14 protein-coding genes are annotated in these 17,990 nt (G+C 58.9%); 10 read left to right on the top strand and 4 right to left on the bottom strand.

What is annotated here, in order from left to right:
- Window positions 1-14 precede the first annotated feature (14 nt).
- Genes ACEN9K_RS10665 through ACEN9K_RS10650 form a run of 4 tightly spaced genes read right to left on the bottom strand, consistent with a single transcriptional unit; the run spans window position 15 to window position 3,924 of the window.
- Window positions 15-998: a sugar phosphate isomerase/epimerase family protein gene (locus ACEN9K_RS10665; protein WP_018771262.1), complete on the bottom strand. Its 984-nt coding sequence runs from the start codon at window positions 996-998 to the stop codon at window positions 15-17.
- Between the two features lie 58 nt (window positions 999-1,056).
- Window positions 1,057-2,166: an enolase C-terminal domain-like protein gene (locus ACEN9K_RS10660; protein ID WP_018771261.1), complete on the bottom strand. Its 1,110-nt coding sequence runs from the start codon at window positions 2,164-2,166 to the stop codon at window positions 1,057-1,059.
- The gene (locus tag ACEN9K_RS10655) at window positions 2,159-3,133 is read right to left on the bottom strand and encodes an aldose epimerase family protein (RefSeq protein WP_018771260.1); all 975 of its coding nucleotides are present in this window, start codon (window positions 3,131-3,133) and stop codon (window positions 2,159-2,161) included. Before ACEN9K_RS10655 ends, ACEN9K_RS10660 begins: the two co-directional genes overlap by 8 nt.
- Window positions 3,130-3,924 carry an SDR family NAD(P)-dependent oxidoreductase gene (locus ACEN9K_RS10650; RefSeq protein WP_224084425.1) on the bottom strand — a complete coding sequence of 265 codons (795 nt, stop codon included), beginning with the start codon at window positions 3,922-3,924 and terminating at the stop codon, window positions 3,130-3,132. The genes ACEN9K_RS10655 and ACEN9K_RS10650 overlap by 4 nt, the downstream gene beginning before the upstream one ends.
- Window positions 3,925-4,571: 647 nt before the next feature.
- Here ACEN9K_RS10650 and ACEN9K_RS10645 point away from each other — a divergent pair.
- The 10 genes from ACEN9K_RS10645 to ACEN9K_RS10600 all read left to right on the top strand — a co-directional run bounded on the left by ACEN9K_RS10645 (window position 4,572) and on the right by ACEN9K_RS10600 (window position 17,980).
- Window positions 4,572-5,330 (top strand): IclR family transcriptional regulator, encoded by a 759-nt coding sequence (locus ACEN9K_RS10645; protein WP_018771258.1) that lies wholly within the window; start codon window positions 4,572-4,574, stop codon window positions 5,328-5,330.
- A 519-nt stretch (window positions 5,331-5,849) separates the two neighbouring features.
- The gene (locus ACEN9K_RS10640) at window positions 5,850-6,926 is read left to right on the top strand and encodes a 2,3-butanediol dehydrogenase (protein WP_026266070.1); all 1,077 of its coding nucleotides are present in this window, start codon (window positions 5,850-5,852) and stop codon (window positions 6,924-6,926) included.
- Window positions 6,927-7,534: 608 nt separating this feature from the next.
- A complete protein-coding gene (locus ACEN9K_RS10635; protein ID WP_018771256.1) occupies window positions 7,535-8,893 on the top strand; it encodes an ABC transporter substrate-binding protein in 1,359 nt (452 codons plus the stop codon).
- A gap of 63 nt (window positions 8,894-8,956) precedes the next feature.
- Complete coding sequence (locus ACEN9K_RS10630; RefSeq protein ID WP_081620244.1) at window positions 8,957-9,913, top strand: carbohydrate ABC transporter permease; 957 nt, start codon at window positions 8,957-8,959, stop codon at window positions 9,911-9,913.
- Window positions 9,910-10,788 carry a carbohydrate ABC transporter permease gene (locus ACEN9K_RS10625; protein WP_018771254.1) on the top strand — a complete coding sequence of 293 codons (879 nt, stop codon included), beginning with the start codon at window positions 9,910-9,912 and terminating at the stop codon, window positions 10,786-10,788. Before ACEN9K_RS10630 ends, ACEN9K_RS10625 begins: the two co-directional genes overlap by 4 nt.
- Window positions 10,789-10,912: 124 nt before the next feature.
- Complete coding sequence (locus tag ACEN9K_RS10620; protein ID WP_018771253.1) at window positions 10,913-11,419, top strand: VOC family protein; 507 nt, start codon at window positions 10,913-10,915, stop codon at window positions 11,417-11,419.
- A gap of 907 nt (window positions 11,420-12,326) precedes the next feature.
- Window positions 12,327-14,534 (top strand): alpha-ketoacid dehydrogenase subunit alpha/beta, encoded by a 2,208-nt coding sequence (locus ACEN9K_RS10615; RefSeq protein ID WP_495634380.1) that lies wholly within the window; start codon window positions 12,327-12,329, stop codon window positions 14,532-14,534.
- A gap of 31 nt (window positions 14,535-14,565) precedes the next feature.
- Entirely contained in the window at window positions 14,566-15,930 is a 1,365-nt protein-coding gene (locus ACEN9K_RS10610) for a pyruvate dehydrogenase complex dihydrolipoamide acetyltransferase (RefSeq protein ID WP_043425410.1), read from the top strand.
- Window positions 15,931-16,016: 86 nt separating this feature from the next.
- Window positions 16,017-17,669, top strand: coding sequence for a malate synthase A (gene aceB, locus ACEN9K_RS10605; protein ID WP_224084424.1), 1,653 nt, complete (start codon window positions 16,017-16,019; stop codon window positions 17,667-17,669).
- 65 nt (window positions 17,670-17,734) lie between these two features.
- Window positions 17,735-17,980 carry a hypothetical protein gene (locus ACEN9K_RS10600; RefSeq protein WP_018770807.1) on the top strand — a complete coding sequence of 82 codons (246 nt, stop codon included), beginning with the start codon at window positions 17,735-17,737 and terminating at the stop codon, window positions 17,978-17,980.
- Window positions 17,981-17,990 lie beyond the last annotated feature (10 nt).

Below are 17,990 nucleotides of genomic sequence, written 5' to 3'. Positions count from 1 at the left end.
CCCTTTTTCTTGTCTCAGACGAGCCAGAAGTGGTGGGCTTCGGGATCCATCGGCTCTTTCACGATGAGGGGACGCAGGTAGTCAATGGCCTTTTCGGCACCATCGCGTTCGCTCATTACCGGGTCCTCATGCTCGTAGGACATGACATAGTCGTAACCCACCTCCAGCAACGCAGTGATGACCCTCTTCCACGGCACCTGGCCCCATCCAACCACGCGGTACCGTGCTGCCCGGTGCATGTTCCGCCATGATCCGGTGGAGAGCACCCCGTCGCGTCGGATTTCGTCTTCCTGCACTTCAAAGTCCTTGGCATGTACGTGGAGGATCCGGTTGCCGAAGGTCTTAATGAAGACGACAGGGTCGATCTGCTGCCAGATGAAATGGCTGGGATCGAAATTGAAACCCCAGTCGTCACGACCAAGCTTCTCGACAGCAGTCTGGGCTGTGGTGATGTTGTAAGCGATCTCGGTCGGGTGGACCTCGTGGGCGAACTTCACCCCGAGTTTGGCGAATTCATCCAGGATGGGATTCCAACGCTCCACAAAGAGGTCCCAGCCTTCGTTGTAAAGCTCCAGGTGCTTCGGAGGCCAGGTGTACCAGGAGCCCCAGACGGTCGAGCCAAAGAAGCCGTTGACCACCGGGATTTCAAGATCTGATGCCGCTCGTGCGGTGTTCAGTAGGTGCTGCTTCCCGTATTCGAACATCTCCTGCTTGTCGGTTGTCGGCGACCAGTCATCGAAACTGGCGTCCTTGGGCGGAAGCACCTGCTGTGCTGACAGGTGGTCCGAGAGAGCCGAGATGGACAGTCCTCGCGAGTTCAACATCTTCTTCAAATTTCGGCTGTACTGCGGGTCTGAGATGGCCTGATCGAGATCGAAATGGCCAGAGCCTGCCCAGGTGGTGAGTTCGACCGCTTCGTAGCCGAGATCAGCTACATAATTTGCTACCTCGTCCAGCGGCTTGGCGTCGAACAGTGCGGTCAGGATTCCGATTTTCATTGCTTTACCTCTTCTTTGAGATGGGATTTTCAGTGGAACGGTGCGGGCGTGGGTCTTTTCAGAGCGCCCAGGTGCGAGAAACACTGGCCAACGCCTCGACGCGGGCCCAGTCCAGGGGAAGGTACAGACCTTCGTGCTGGGGCGGTGACCATTTGCCGTCAACAATGGGCAGATCCTCCAGAAGGAGGTCGACGATAGGGTCGGCTCCTACGTATCGGGGGATGGTTTCGATCATTGCGACACGACTTGAAGTGTGTGAGAGCGGGTGGTGGATATGGGGCCAAACATGAGGGGCGACCCAGGCTGCCGCGTCTTCCGCGGCGGCGACACTCTTCATAGCGGCGGTGTATCCGCCGGTGGCTGTCGCGTCCGCCCGAAGGTAACTGACGCCGCCGTCCAACAGCGCGCGGTGTGCCGCCGGGGTCATTACATCTTCACCTGCAGCGGCAGGTGTGCCTGCGGCTCTTGCGAAGGCCGACACCATATCGCTCTCGTAGCTTGGAAAGGCGTCCTCGATGAACCGGAGTCCGCAATCTGACAAGCCTTCGCTGTATTGCACTGCCTCGTCGACGGAGTGAAAGGCTCCATGGAAATCAGCTGCGAGCGTGACCCCGGATGGAAGGATCTGGTTGATGTCGCCGATCAGGTCCAGGTCGTGCTCCAGGTTATGGCCAGGGATGATGAGCTTGATGGTCGTGTAGCCCTCGGCGACAAAACGCTCGATTTCCTCCACAACGGCCGACTTTCCTCTGGCTTCCAGGAAATAGCCGGCGACCGCCATCAACGGGACGGGCTCGTTCCGCGTTCCCATGAAGTCTTCCAGCGATTGCTGTCTGGCCTTGGCATTTATGTCCCATAGGGCTATGTCGATCAGAGATGCTGCCCGGACGAGCGAGCCCCATCCAGGAGAGAAACGGCCTTTCAGGGTGCGCTGCACCTCGCCTGGCTCAAGTCCGAGGCCCTTTATCTGGGGGACCAGGATTTCGAGGGCTTCGATCAAGGGGGTGTGTCGTGTGTAGCCCACCGCCACACCCGTGAGCCCTGATGCGGTCGTCAACCGCAGGACGACGTAGTCGCGGGTTTTGTAGGTTATGGGCCCGAGCACCAGTTCGTAGGGCATGGGCAGGTGTACCAGCCATGCCTCGGCCGCGGTGATCCGGTCAGTCATGGTGCACCGTTCCGTCCTGATCCATGCCAATCACTGGCTTTTCTCCCCCAGGGAGCAGAGTCAGAGTGAACCAGGATGACTGCGCACCCCCGGGCCCGAGGGTTAAGGCCTGGCCGCGGTCGATCGCTCCTTTCAGCCCGTCGAAGGGCCAAGCGCGCTGGGGTTCAATCCCTATCATCCGGGCACGCCCGTACCAAGGGAACCCGTCAGCCCCGTCGAGAGTCCACAACCAAAGGTGTGGATACGCATTGACATCCCACGCCATCGCTATGCTTGGGGAGCCCGCGTCCGGATGACGAAGCGCCGCCCACCCTTCGGGGAGGTCCTGAAGGTACACCAACCGCTCGGTCTGCTCTCCAGGAGAACGGCTCAGGTCTTCCCACGTTCCGTCTTGGCCACTGAGTCGTGGCCACTGCCCGGATTGGAGCAGATGGCCCCCCGCTTTGCTGGGTTCCACCTTAACCGTCGATGGTGGCGCGTCAATCACGCTTCCTTCCGTGAGGGGAAACACCGGGTGATGGCCCCAGATAAAAGAGGCAGGCCCGATTCCTATGTTGTGGACTGCATCTTCGACCTGCACGGTAGGGGAATCTTCCAGGATCCGGACGGTTCTGGTCAGCTCGAGAGGAAGCCGGGAGCCAATCGATATTGTGCACGAGGTGGCGGTTTGTTCGATCACCTGTGCCCGGGAGATTGAGCCCTCCCCATGGAAGGCGACCGGGAGGCCGTCAACGAGGCATTCCGCTCCAGCATTCGGGAACAGCACCTGCCATCCGCCACGGTACCCGGCCAACCAGTCGAGTTCGGTGGATCCGTAACGGATATTTTGATCGGGCGGGTTCGGGGTCGTCCACGCATAGTGCGCCAGCCCGTTGGCTTCACCCGGGCGGGCGAAGCGTACTATTTCTCCTCCCCTTTCGGGATCCATCACCAGTTCTACGTGCTCATTTTCCAGAACTACGGTCATTTCGCCGGCTCCGCCGCGGCAAGTCGTTTGTGACCGACGGAACCGTTGAGCAGGAGGCCACCATCCACTGAAACCGTCTGACCGGTTACATATCGTGCCGCCTCGGATGCGAAGAACAAGGCGACATCGGCAATCTCCTCCGGGGTGGCGATGCGGCCCAGGGGAATACGGTCGCGATAGGTCGCACGCACATCCTCAGTCCAGCTATCGGTGTTCAGCGGCGTCTCGGTGGCACCGGGCGCGACAGAATTTACTGTCACGCCCAAGGGGCCAAGTTCGACAGCCAACGAGCGAGTCAGGCCCGAGATGCCACCCTTGGCGACCACGTATCCTGTCATTTCAGTGGGTGGTTGATCAGCCACTACCGAGCTGATGTTTACTATGCTTCCGCGCCCCGCCGGAACCATGACGGCGGCAGCCGCACGTGCACCTCTGATATACCCCATCAAATTCGAATTGATGATGGCCATCCAGTCGTCATCTGTCATAGACAGAAATGGCTGGACCAGAAGGGCGGCCGCGTTATTGATCCACACGTCGATGCCGCCGAAACGATCGGAGACAGCGTCAGCCAGGCGGTCGACATCCGATGTCGACCCGGTGTCGCCTGTCAAGATCAGCGGTGTGCCACCGGCTGCCGAGATTTCCGCTGAGAGATGCTCGGTAGCTTCCGGGTCACTTCCACGGTGGATGCCTGCCACGCAAGCCCCTTGGGCTGCTGCGCGCAGTGCGATAGCCCTCCCGATCCCCTTGGAGATCCCCGTGACCACTACAATCTGTCCCTCTTGCATCTGCATCCTTCCTGCCGACAAATGCGTCGTATCGTTGCTGCTTCTGGCGCCCAAAATTTCGGAGCGTTCGCGCAGGTGTGCTGATTTCCGCGCTGCTTTCGAGAATCAGGCAGCGTGTTCCCAGGACCAGCCCGGAGGGCGGCCCTGGCCAAGGAGTCCTCGCACAGAATCCTCTTGCCCAAGTCGGGGGTGTAGTTCCGACTGCTGGTCCCTGTTCGCAGCACCCTCGCACGGGAGGCCGTCCAAGTTAACTACGGCACGATATGTCAGAGGTCTAGTCATGGAGCATCATTGCTTTCTCAGTGACGGCAGCTGGCAGGATTGCGGGAGTAGCCTTGTCTCTATCTTGAATTCATTTCAAATAGTAGCGCCATATGCGCGACATGTGAACCGCAGCACAACGAAAAGGTGGAGCTGGGCGCGCGTAGCGGGGACGCTTGCCCACAGGGGGCGGTTGGTTTGCAGGCCCTTGTGAACCCTGTCGGCGACCCCTGCCCCGGTGAAGTGGCCAAGTTGCGGCGGCCGCAGCACAAGGGCTGCATGCGACAAGGCAGGAACCCGAACGCAGGGCGTCCAGACGGCACCACGGAACGGGACATGAAGCAATTCAATATAGTGAAAGGTACACTAGGGCTGTGGTTACAAATATGGGAGATCCCGACCTCAAAAGTCAGACCCGCATTCAGTCGGTTAGCCGTGCGGTGCAGATTCTGCTTGCTGTGGCTGAATCTGAGGGCCTTCAAGCCAAACAGGTGTCCGAGCGCTTCGGACTGTCCCTCCCCACTACTTACCACCTGCTCACCACGCTTGCGGCTGAGGGTATGGTGACAAAGGACGATCGGCGCTACTTCCGTCTTGGACCGAGGGCGGCGATCATCTCCGACGCGTATGCGCGGGCGGACGTTGTACCGGCCAGCTATGCACGGGCCATCAACTCCCTGGCGCAAAGCACTGGGGAAACCACCTATCTGAGCGTCTGGCGCGGTGGCGCTGTGAAGGTGCTGGCCACCGCAGAAGGTGCCCATGCAGTCCGCGTTGTCGGTTTGGACACCGGCTACTCCGACAATGTTCATGCTCGTGCCAGCGGCAAATTGCTGTTAGCTTTCGCACCAGTGGATGTCCGGGAGGCAGCAATAGAGCGGATGCGCTTTACGCCTCTCACCCCGAACACCATCACAAAGAAGAAAGAATTCCGCCAGGAACTCGAAGCAATACGTGAGCGGGGTTATTCTTTCGATCGACAAGAGTTTCAACTCGGAGTGGACTGCGTTTGCTTTCCGATCTTTCAGGCCGAGCACGTAGTTGCCTGCATTACGATCTCATCGCCTTCCACCAGGTTTGTGGATACGGAGCAAGACCTTATCGCCAAGCTCGCTGAAATTACCGCCACACTCAGCGTCAACTGAGGCGCACGTGCCCTATCGAGCCAACAGCAGTGGTGGGCCAGGGTTCTTGAAGCGTTTGTGCCCTTGCGGCCACCGCCAAACTTCTAGGGGCCAGTAGAGGTTTCTGCACGATGGAACCGATTTTGAAGAGTTTGGCCCTGCATTTTCCTTGCTGAGTAGCAAATGTATCCGTTACGCTGTGGCGCGGATGCGGTTGCGTCTGAGTGAAGCATTTATCGGAAGCCCTCAGCTCCTTTAGCATATACCCCCAACTCCCCGCCGACGGCATTGGGCGTTGGGGCGAGCTAAGTTGCGCATTTACCCGAAACTTGTTGTAAAGCATGTCCAGCCAGGCACTACGACCTGCGGCGAGGGCCAGTTGACCGGCAGTTAGCAACAACAGGCATAGCCCGACTCTGCTTCGATACTTTTCCGATTTGACGACAACAGCTTCCCCGATGGGTTCCGAACAACGCAGCCCACCCCACCAACTCCCCTATCCCTTAGCGCCGTCGGCGCAGGACCATAACGAGGAAAATTATGAGAGCAGCACGCTATTACGGCCGCGGGAATATTCAGATCGATGACGTTCCTGAGCCGGACGTGGCGCCAGGCACCGTAGGTATTGATGTCGCATGGTGCGGCATTTGCGGCACCGACCTCCACGAGTACCTTGAGGGACCCATTTTTTGTCCCCAGCCCGGTGAGCGACACCCTGCGTCCGGAGAATCTTTGCCTGTTACCTTGGGCCACGAGTTCGCGGGAACCGTATACGCAGTAGGTCAGGGCGTAGACGATGTTGTCCCAGGCCAGCGAGTCGCGGTGGAACCATATATCGCACGCGACGACATCAATACCGGACCTGACAGCACGGATTATCACCTTTCAGAAGGCTTAGGTGTAATCGGCCTAAGCGGCGGAGGCGGCGGGCTCGCAGAGAAAATCGCGGTTCCACGCCGCTGGGTGCACCCCATCCCCGACTCTGTCCCCCTTGACCACGCCGCTCTGATCGAACCGCTGTCCGTGGGATACCACGCCGTAGAGCGATCCGGGGCTAAAGCCGGACAGGTTGCCCTCGTTGGGGGCGCCGGCCCGATCGGTCTGCTGACGTCCGCCCTGCTAAAGGCTTTGGGCGTCACCGTCATCGTTTCAGAGCTCAGTTCCCTGCGCCGGAAGAAGGCCTCGGACGCGGGGGTCGCCGATCACGTTTTGGACCCGAGGGAGGTCGACGTAGCCGAGGAAGTGCGCCGGCTAACCAAGGGCCGGGGCGCCGACGTGGCATTTGAGTGCAGCAGTGCACAAGCAGTTCTGGACACCCTTATTGACGCTGTCCGCCCGGCCGGAACCCTAGTCGTTATCGGAATTTGGGGAAATCGGGCGGCCATCGACTTATTTAAACTTGTCGTAAAGGAAATCGATCTACGTGGTGCCTTCGCGTACGTCAATTCCTACCCCGCCGTCATCGAACTGCTGGGTTCGGGAAGGATTGACCTTGAGCCGTTCGTGACGCATAGGATCGGCCTTGACGGGCTGATCCAAGAGGGCTTTAACACCTTGATCCACCATGGCGAGACTGCCGTAAAGATTATTGTTTCGCCCTCGGGCAAGGGACTCTGACACCGCAATCCTGTTCCCTCCGCTGGTCCCGCAGAGCATCCCCATGCAGCCTAGGGCGTGGAGTTATACCACACCACAAATGTGGCTTTTGGTGGCGCACGAGCGTGTGAAAGCTAACGAAAATGGCGAGGCTGCTGGCGCATGCATCCGCATGGGAGGCACTCAAGGCGGCTTGAAGAGTCTCCTGCCAACCAAGTTGCGGCCCGTAACGCCTTGAGGTGTTTCCCAAGGCCAGGCGAAAATCTCCTCCGCCAGTGGAGAGTGATATGGGCCTTTTCAAGGCCCTGCCTGGCTCTTGCTGCATCGACATGGTCCGAACCGGTGACGGTGAGCACGGGCCCCGATACCGGGGATGGGCGCCGACGCCGATGAACCGGTCCGGGCAGCAGAAAAGGCGGCCTTCCCAGTTGTCTGTTCGACCTTCTCCCCCTCTCCGGTCCGGGTGGTCAGAGCTGGGCAATCCGTGCGGCTTGGAGCCCAAATTCCTTGCTTCGCAGGCAGTCGTATTTCATATTATGAAAGAGCTTCAAAATAGTGATTGTTATTACAGTCTTTTCCCAGTATCGTGACAGCACGAGGGCGCCTGCCCTGCACGTAGAGAGGATTCAATGAAGAACCTACGCTTCACAAAAATCGCCGCTAGCAGCCTCTCAGCGGTGTTTACCGCCGCATTACTTACGGCCTGCACCGGCGCCGGAGGCAGCGGCGGAACGACTGGCGACGTCACCCTTAATCTCGCCACGCCAAGCTTCTCCCAGATGAAAGACATGGAGAAGCTTGCTCCGGAATTTGAAAAGTCCCACCCGGGTATCAAGGTGAAATTCACTTTCCTCGAGGAGAGCGATCTTCGTGACGCCGTCACCAAAGACGTCGCCACGAAGGGAGGCCAGTATGACGTCGTCACGATCGGAGCCTACGAGACTCCAATCTGGGCCGCGAACGGTTGGCTCTCTGACATTGGCGCCCGCGCAGAAAAGACCGACGGCTACGACGTCAACGACATCTTCCAGCCGGTACGGGATGGCAGCTCATACGAAGGGAAAATGTACTCAGCCCCGTTCTACAGCGAGTCTTCCTTCCTGATGTATCGAAAGGACCTCTTCGAAGCTGCTGGCTTGACTATGCCTGCACACCCCACCTGGGACCAGGTTGCCAGCCTCGCCGCCACTCTGAACGACCCCGCCAAGGGCGTTTCGGGAATTATCCTCCGAGGCAAACCAGGATGGGGCGAGTCCCTGGCGCCCCTAAACACGGTAGTCAACACCTTCGGCGGTCAGTGGTTCGATAAAGACTGGAATGCCAAGCTCACCTCTCCAGCGTTCACCGAAGCGACGAAGTTTTACGTCAATCTGCTGAAGTCGGCTGGACAGCCGGACCCGGTCTCGTATGGTTTCGCAGAGTCTCTCAATCTTTTCACGCAAGGAAAAGCGGCAATGTGGTACGACTCAACGTCGGCCGGTGGAGTCGTTGAAGACCCAGCTACTTCAAAAATAGCCGGCAAGGTGGGCTACGTACACGCACCCACCAAAAAGACCGCCGAGTCTGGCTGGTTCTGGTCGTGGAATCTCGCTATCCCCGCAACTTCAAAAAAGCAGGATGCTGCATGGGACTTCATCTCATGGGCGACTTCAAAGGAGTACGTGAAGCTGGTGGGTGAAAAAATCGGCTGGACCCAGGCTCCTCCTGGAACCCGGGAATCAACCTACTCCATCCCTGAGTACCTCAAAGCCGCAGGTTCCTTCGCCCCGCTGACGAAAGAAGTAATGCTCAACGTCAACACGCTGCAACCCGGAACTGAGCCCCAGAACTGGGTCGGCGTGCAATACGTCGGTATTCCGGAGTTCCAAGACATAGGCAACCAAATCTCCCAAGGGTTCGCCGACGTTATATCCGGCAAGACTGATGTTGACACATTCTTGGCGAACTCGGAGAAAATCGCCCAAGCCGCGGGCGACGCCCACAAATAGCAATCGTGCGAGAGGGTCCCGAAGCATTCGGGACCCTCTCCAAAACCCTCGAAGACGAGACCAATGACTTCCCTTACTATCCCGCTCGCCGATCCTCCCTCTGAGGGCCCCGATGACGACAAGATCGTAGTTAAAACCCCTCGTGCTACCAGTAGGAGAGGTATCGGACTTGCTCGGGCACTGCTCTGGCCAGCCCTCACGGTGTCGATCGTTCTCACCCAGCTCCCTTTCCTGTTTACGATCTACTACTCGTTCCAGTCCTGGAATCTGCTGAAACCCACTCAGCAAGGCTTTGCGGGCTTCGCGAATTATGTGACCGTTTTCTCTAACGGCGTGTTTTTATCTTCGTTGTTCAACACAGCCCTTATCACGGCGGCTGCTGTATTGCTCTCATGCTTCTTCGGTCTGGTGCTCGCTGTGTTGCTCGATCGCCCCTTCCGAGGTCGAGCCTTAGCTCGTACACTCCTTATCACGCCGTTTCTTATCATGCCTGCCGCTGCAGCATTGATCTGGAAGTGGTCCATGCTTGAAGCAAGCACCGGCATAGTCAACTGGTTCACCGGGCTGGCAGGCATCCCGCCCGTAGCATGGAACACCGATATCCCAGTCGTTACGGTCATCATGGTGCTCGCCTGGCAGTACACGCCATTCTTCATGCTGATCATCCTTGCCGGGCTGCAGTCTCAGTCGAAAGAGGTGCTCGAGGCGTCAGCTGTCGATGGGGCCGGACCCTTCCGGACCTTTGCCTTCGTTACCCTCCCGCACCTCCGGCAGTACATCGAAATCGCTGTACTGCTGGGGTCGATCCAACTTGTGCAGGTCTTCGACCCAATCGCCATCATGACGCGTGGTACTGGCGGAACAAAAACCCTTGCGTATCTAATTTACGAGCGTGCATTCGTCGGCCTCGAAGTCGGTGAGGCCGCCGCGTACGGGGTTGTCACGGTCACAATCACCCTCCTCATAGCAAGTGTCGCCCTTCGCACGCTGTTTAAGATCTTCACGGAAGGAACGAAATGATATCCTCCGTCACTTCGACCAATGCACGCACCACTCGCGTCGTTGCACAGTCCGGCCGCGCCAAGAAGCGCATTCGGGGGTCGGCCGTAACTCTTATGACCTGGTGCTTTGTGATGCTCTTCTTCTTCCCCGTCCTCTGGATGATTCTCACGTCCTTCAAACCAGAGACCCAAGCCGCGACAAGCCCGCCTACCTTCTTTGCTGACTGGACGATGGAGAACTTCCAGGCCGTATTCTCCAGCGAAATGGCACCATATTTGATCAACTCGTTCAGCGCCTCGCTGGTATCGACCGTGATAGTGCTAATGCTGGCTATCCCTGCGGCCTACGCCCTGAGCATCCGTCCAGTGGTCAAAGTACGCGACGCTCTTCTCTTCTTCATTTCGACAAGATTCATGCCCGTCGCGGCATCCATCATCCCCGTATACCTGATCCTGCAGTCACTCGACCTGCTTGACAACATCACGGCCCTAAGTGTGCTCTACGTGGGTGTCAATCTTCCGATCGCGGTCTGGATGATGCGCTCCTTCTTCTCAGAGGTGCCAATCGAGATCGTCGAGGCTGGGCAAATTGATGGCGCCAACCTACGTACAGAGCTATTTAGGATTGTGCTGCCAGTCGTCCTACCTGGTGTGGCTGCGGCAGGCCTCATCTGCTTCATTTTCGCTTGGAACGAATACTTCTTGGCGAACCTGCTGACGTCCTCGATGGCCCGAACTGCACCCCCGTTCCTGTCGAGCTTCGTTGACGGACGGGGACTATTCCTATCCGTACTTTCCGCAGCTTCAACGGTGGCCGTCCTCCCGGTGGTCATCGCCGGTTGGTTCGCACAGAAGCAGCTAGTGCGCGGCCTCGCAATGGGAGCTATTAAATAAGGAGGCACACCCCCCCAAACGTCGTTAGGACACCAACAAGGAAATTTGCACGAAGGACATAGGCGGCCAACTGAGCTGAAACGGCTCATCCTGTATTCGGACCGGAAGTAAGGATTACAGCACGATGGCAATCAATGAAAACCTTATCCAAGGTCTCGTAAAGGCACTCGGCCATGGGGTGGACCAAGTGGCCCTTTTAGTTGAAGACCTGGATAGCTCCCTCGAACTGTGGACTGGCCTGGGCATATCTGACTGGCGTATCTACACCTACAGCCAGGACAACATTGCCACTCCGACGTACCGCGGCAAGCCAGGAGAGTTCAAGTTCCGTTTGGCACTCGGTGGCAGCTCTCCCCAGGTGGAGCTTATTCAACCGTTGCGAGGGCCGAGTATTTACCACGACTGGATCGCCGAACATGGATACGGGCTTCATCACCTAGGCTTCTTCGTACCATCGATCGAAAAGTCAATCGAAGAATTCGAAAACGCTGGTCTTGACGTCATCCAGTCGGGCCGGGGATACGGGGTGGACCTGGACGGAGGCTTTGCCTATATAGACCTTCCAGGCTCACCCCTGGTCTTGGAAGCGATCGAAGTACCAAAACGACGCCGGCCGTCGGAAAGCCTATGACCACGCAGTCAATCCCCTCGATTCTGCGGCTTGGAGCTGAACGTTGAGGACTAGGCACCAACAAATCGCCAATGGTCCCGGCTAACGGAGCCGTTCTTTGCGTCTAAAGAGCTTGGCGAGCAGGATCTGCCCGCTCTCCTGTTCCTTCGTCGATCTTGTCAGGTGGATCGTCTTCCGATGAACTCGTCACTGCTGCTGAGGGAAATTCCGTGTGATTCGACCCGGCTCCTGTAGGCAGGGCGCGGTTCAAAGGACGACAAAGTCGCCGCTGGTCTGGCATGCGTGGTGCAGGGGCCGGACCACGATTTCCGTGGCCGGGGCATGAGTCCGTCGAAGTTGGCCTCGTGGAGATTCGAGGAGATCGCGGCTGAGCGTTGTTTCTAGTAGGCGGCGTCCACGACTCTCCTGAGTCCTTTGGCGGCGTCGGTGCCATTGGGAGGAGCCCGAGGTCATCGACAACGACGAGTTCGCCGCGGAGGATTCCCGTTAAGGCCTTGGTGACGCTGTCGTCGGTGGGTGTGCAATTCTCGCTTCGGCTGGGGAAGTTCCGACGCTCGCGCTGCCCTGTGCCCAGCCGCGTCTGCTAGCGCGTGATGGAGCGAACCTGCCATTCGTCCAAGACAAGTCCCTAAACCTCAACTTTCACCAAATGAATTTAATTCCATATGTTGACTATAATCCTTGGTCCATGCGAGTATTGATTATCGTCCAATGAGGCACGTATTAGGGCCCTCAAGGATGAGGAACACAGAATGCCGCCCGCCGACGGACCCATTCGGTACTCCGCTTCTAGACCTACCCGTTAGCTGGTGTTTGCAAGCGGGCAAACGGAGGTCACGGGCGCAAAATCCTCGTCTTGTGCGCTAAGTCATGCCGTCCGAGGACTTTCATACCCGTGGAGAAATCAATGTCACGCAGCAAACCCCTGACCCCTGATGTGGAATGGCTCGAGTTGGCCACCACGGCCCAGGACTGGAAAAAAGCTGATCCGTCCTTGCTGAAAACGATGCTCGTACAAATGCAGATCATCCGATCTTTTGAAGAATCTGTGCTGGAGCTGGCTGCCGAAGGACTTGTCCATGGCCCCGCACACTCAAGCATTGGGCAGGAAGGTGGCGCTGTAGGCTCTGCAGTGATGCTGCGCCCCGGCGATGGCGTCAACGGTTCTCACCGCGGCCACCACCAGTTCCTCGCCAAAGGGCTTGCTTATCTGGCGCGCACCACCGGTGGCACCATGGATCCGGTGGACCCGGTAAGCGCAGAGGTCCAGGCATATCTTCAGCGGACCTTGGCAGAAATTCTCGGCCTTGACCAGGGTTTCAGCCATGGACGAGGCGGATCCATGCACCTGCAGTGGATGGAAGCGGGGGCGCTTGGCACGAACGCCATTGTCGGCGGAGGTGTCCCACTCGCGGCCGGTAACGCCTGGGCGCAAAAGCATTCCCCTACATCCGACGCAGGGACCGACATTACCGTTTCCTACTTCGGTGACGGGGCAACCAATATAGGTTCCGTCCTGGAAACCATGAACCTTGCAGCGGCCTGGAAGTTGCCCCTTTGCTTCTTTATCGAAAACAACCTCTATGCCGTGTCCACGCATGTTAAGGAAGTAACAGCCGAATCTCGTCTCTCCGGACGAGGCCCAGGTTTCGGAATCCGTTCCTGGCGTGTAGACGGTATGGATCCCCTGGCTGTGCACCTTGCGATGGAACAGGCCACTGAGCACATGCGCTCAGGTGGAGGTCCTACCCTCATTGAGGCCGAGGTCTACCGCTACTTCCACCAGAACGGCCCTTTCTCTGGCAGTGCCTTCGGCTACCGCACCAAGGACGAGGAGAACGCATGGCGTAAACGCGATCCCATCGTGCGCATGACGAAGGAAATGAAAAAGCTCGGATATCTCGATGATGCAGTCATTACCCAAATGACAGACAACATCAAACAAGCCTGCACCTTGGCTGTAGCGGAACTAACCGAACAGGACCCGGACGGCAAGATCGGAAAGCGACGCATCCGACCAGCTCTATGGCCTGACGCATCCTTCGTCGATATCGGGATCCGGAGCGATCTTTCAGAACTGGAATCTGCCAGGACGGAGGAAGAGTCCTCCTTCACCGGTGAGCTCGCGAAGGGCAAGTTCATTGATGCGGTAGCCGATGTCATGCAGGCGCGTATGGACGCCGACAAGTCGATCGTGGTCATAGGCGAAGACGTCCACCGCCTCAAGGGTGGAACCAATGGCGCAACCCGCGGACTCAAAGAAGCACACCCTGAACGGGTTTTGGGGACACCTATCAGCGAAAACGCGTTTGCCGGCCTGGCAGGTGGCATTGCTATGGACGGCCGATTCAAGCCAGTCATTGAATTCATGTACGCCGACTTCATGTGGGTCGCCGGCGACCAACTCTTCAATCAAATCGCCAAGGAAAGGCACATGTTCGGCGGCAGAGGTGAAATGCCCCTCGTCCTTCGCTCTAAAGTGGCCATGGGAACCGGCTACGGTTCACAACACTCCATGGACCCGGCCGGCATCTTCGCTACATCTGCCGGATGGCGAATAGTAGCCCCCTCCACGCCCTTCGACTACGTCGGGCTTATGAACGCCGCTTTGGCAATCAACGATCCAGTGGTGATCATCGAACACGTTGACCTCTACACCAGCACCGGGACAGTACCGGTCCAAGACTTCGACTTCCAAATCCCCTTCGGCAAGGCCGCCATCCGTCGGACCGGTAAAGCCTTGACTATCCTGACCTACGGTGCGATGGTCCACCCCACCCTTGATGCCGTCGGTGACACCGGAACGGACGCGGAGGTCGTCGATCTCCGCTGGCTCGACAAGGCAAGCATCGACTGGGACACCATTGCGGCCAGTATTAAAAAGACGAACAACATCCTTATTGTCGAGCAGGGCACCCGGGGGACGTCGTATGGCGGCTGGCTCAGCGACGAAATCCAACGACGGTACTTTGACTACTTGGACTACCCGATCCAGCGGGTCTCAGGCGGAGAAGCCTCCCCCAGCATCTCAAAAGTTCTGGAACGGGCGGCCTTCGCCGGACGACCCGAAATAGCTGCAGCCCTGAAGACCATCAAAAAAGACCAGAGCCTCTAAGCAGAGCCCCAAGAAATCACTGGAGAAAATAATGCCCGCATTGATGAATATGCCAGAAGTCATGGCGAACGCCACGGAGGCGGCGCTGTCCACTTGGCTGAAACGCGAAGGCGATAAAGTTTCCGTCGGCGAATCGATAGCAGAAGTGGAAACTGAAAAAGCCACCGTCGAAATCGAAGCCGAGTCCGAAGGAATTGTCGCCCGGCTGCTCGTGGAAGAAGGAACCAACGTCGACGTTGGTGCACCAATCCTCATTATTAGGGCTAGCGGGGACACCGACGCAGAAGTTGCTGCGCTCCTGGAGAGCGTCCAGAACCCGACCGACAGCACTGATAGCCCCTCCGGTACTGCCCCGCAAGTCCCAAGCGAAACGACCCCCGCTGAAGCGACAGAAACCAACACACCCATTGTAGAAAGCCCCATAACTCAAGAGCGAGATGTCACTCCTCCCCCTGTCAACACCGGCAACGTCCACGGGCGCATCTTTGCTTCGCCTCTTGCCCGGCGCGTTGCAAAGGACAACGACCTCGATGTAGCCTCCATCGCCGGAACAGGTCCGAATGGTCGAATCATACGACGCGACGTCGAAAAAGCGGTTCAATCCAAGACATCCCCAACAGTTGATGAGGGCGCGGGAACCACAGCTTCCCCCACGAGCACTGTGACCCCCGACGCCGCACCGCAGCATGCCGCAGCAGAGCAACCCCGCCCAGGAGCAGGACCCGTATCTGTCCCCCACACCAGGATGCGTCGAACCATAGCCCGGCGTCTCACCGAGTCGAAGAGCACCGTCCCCCACTTCTATCTCACCGCTGACGTCAAGATGGATGCTCTCCTGGCACTGCGGCAGCAGATCAACACCGCCGCCACACGGCGCATCACCGTCAACGACCTCGTCGTCAAGGCGGCCGGCCTTGCCCTACACGATGTCCCGGAGGCAAATGTCAGTTGGACGGAGGACGCCCAACTGCAATACGCTACCGCAGATATTTCCGTTGCCATCGCAGTGGACGGCGGCCTGCTGACGCCGGTCGTAAGGGCTGTGGAATCGCAGCCCCTCATCAGCATCAGCACCACCATTGGTGATTTCGTCGAACGGGCCAAGGCCGGCAAGATCCGCCAAGATGAACTGGCGGGCGGGAGCTTTTCGATCACCAACCTCGGCATGTTTGGTACCAAGCAGTTCTCGGCGATCCTCAACCCGCCGCAGTCAGCAATCCTCGCCGTGGGGGCGGCGGAACCCCGAGCCGTAGTCAATGATGGGGAACTGGTCATCGCCAACATTATGACCTGCACCCTTTCAGCAGATCACAGAGTCATCGATGGGGCCGTAGCGGCGCAATGGATGAACGCCTTCAAATCGCGCGTGGAAAACCCCTTGACGATGCTCCTATAAATCCGCCGTTGGACGGACGAAGAGGGTCAGTTCCACTAAATACGACACTTACTGCTCCCCGATTGGCCCCTGCCCAGGAGAATAAGATGAACAGCTTTACTGACAGCCTCACGATGAGTGGCATCATCTGCACCGGTCAACCCGTGCGCCGGCAGGACGAGGTGCTGACGCCGGAGGCCCTGAGGTTTCTGGCCGAGCTGCACCGGGCTACTGCTCAGCGTAGGCAGGAGCTGCTTGCGGCCCGTCCCGCACGCCGGGCCGCGATAGCGGCGTGGCAGGATCCGCGGTTCCTGCGCGAGACCGAGCACATCCGCAACGACCCGTCCTGGCGCGTCGCTCCCCCGGCGCCCGGCCTGGAGGACCGCCGTGTGGAGATCACCGGCCCGGTGGACAAGAAGATGACCATCAACGCCCTGAACTCCGGCGCCAAGGTCTGGCTTGCTGACATGGAAGACTCCTCCACCCCCACCTGGCGGAACGTCATCAAGGGCCAGCTGAACCTCACCGACGCCCTGGAACGCCGGATCGACTTCACCACCGAAGAAGGCAAGGAATACAAGCTGAAGGCGGACGGCGACCTGCCCACCATTGTGGTCCGCCCCCGCGGCTGGCACCTGCCGGAAAAGCACATGCTCATCGACGGCCAGCCCATCGCCGGCGGCATCGTGGACTTTGGCCTGTTCTTCTTCCACAACGCCCGCCGCCTCCTCGCCCAGGGCAAGGGCCCCTACTTCTACCTGCCCAAGATCGAGAACCACCTCGAAGCCCGGCTGTGGAACGACATCTTCATCCTGGCCCAGGACCTGCTCGGCATCCCGCAGGGCACCATCCGCGCCACCGTGCTGATCGAAACCATCACCGCAGCGTTCGAAATGGAGGAGATCCTCTACGAACTCCGCGACCACGCCTCGGGCCTGAACGCCGGCCGCTGGGACTACATCTTCTCCCTGATCAAGAACTTCCGCACCCGCGGCCCCCGCTTCGTCCTCCCGGACCGCGGCCAGGTCACCATGACGCAGCCGTTCATGCGCGCCTACACCGAACAGCTGGTCCGGGCCTGCCACAAGCGCGGTGCCATGGCCATCGGCGGCATGGCCGCAGCCGTTCCCAACCGCAAGGACCCCGAAGCCAACGCCAACGCCCTCGAAAAGGTCCGTGCGGACAAGACCCGCGAGGCCAACGACGGGTTCGACGGCTCCTGGGTGGCCCACCCCGACCTGGTGCCCGTCTGCCGCGAAGTGTTCGACGGCGTCCTCGGCAGCAAGCCCAACCAGCTGGACCGGCTCCGCGAGGACGTCACCCCCGATGACCGCGCCCTGATCAACGTCGCTGCCACCACCGGCACCATCACCGAGCAGGGCATTCGGAACAACATCGAAGTGGGCATCCGCTACATCGAGTCCTGGCTGCGCGGCAACGGCGGCGTAGCCATCCACAACCTGATGGAGGACGCCGCCACCGCCGAGATCTCCCGGTCCCAGCTGTGGCAGTGGATCTACGCCCGGGCCATCACGGACCACGGCGAGATCATCAGCCACGAATGGGTGGAGGAACTCCTGGACGAGGAATTCGCCCGGCTGGAGCGCTTCGACGGCGACCGCTTCGAGGACGCCCGGGACATCTTCGAGGAAGTCACCCTCAGCCGTGAGTTCCCTTCCTTCCTCACCCTCCCCGCCTACGCCCGCTACCTGACCGAGGCCCGCGAAAAGGCCACCGTCGAGGAACTCGCCGCGGCATAGCAGGAAATCACACTTCAACGAACCATGGACCGTGGCCGTGTGGTCCGTCCAGCAAAGGAGAAATTGTGTCCAATGCTCCGCTTCTCGGCTCGGACCTTATGTCGAACTCGGTGCTTCCGCTTTCCCTTGAAGTGATCGTGAAGGAGTCCGCAAGCAGGGATGAACAGCTCAACCGTGCCGTCAATGTGCTCATACCCGGCGCCCTAGAGCGGGGACAGGGCATTGCCGTGATACAACGCGACTATGACAAATACACCGTCCGCGTTGATGAGAAAGTGCCATGCGGCACGATACATGAATCACGTCAGTAGACCTCGAGGA

This window comes from Pseudarthrobacter sp. Pseusp20, assembly GCF_059492155.1.
This window is presented reverse-complemented; position numbering and strand designations above follow the sequence as displayed.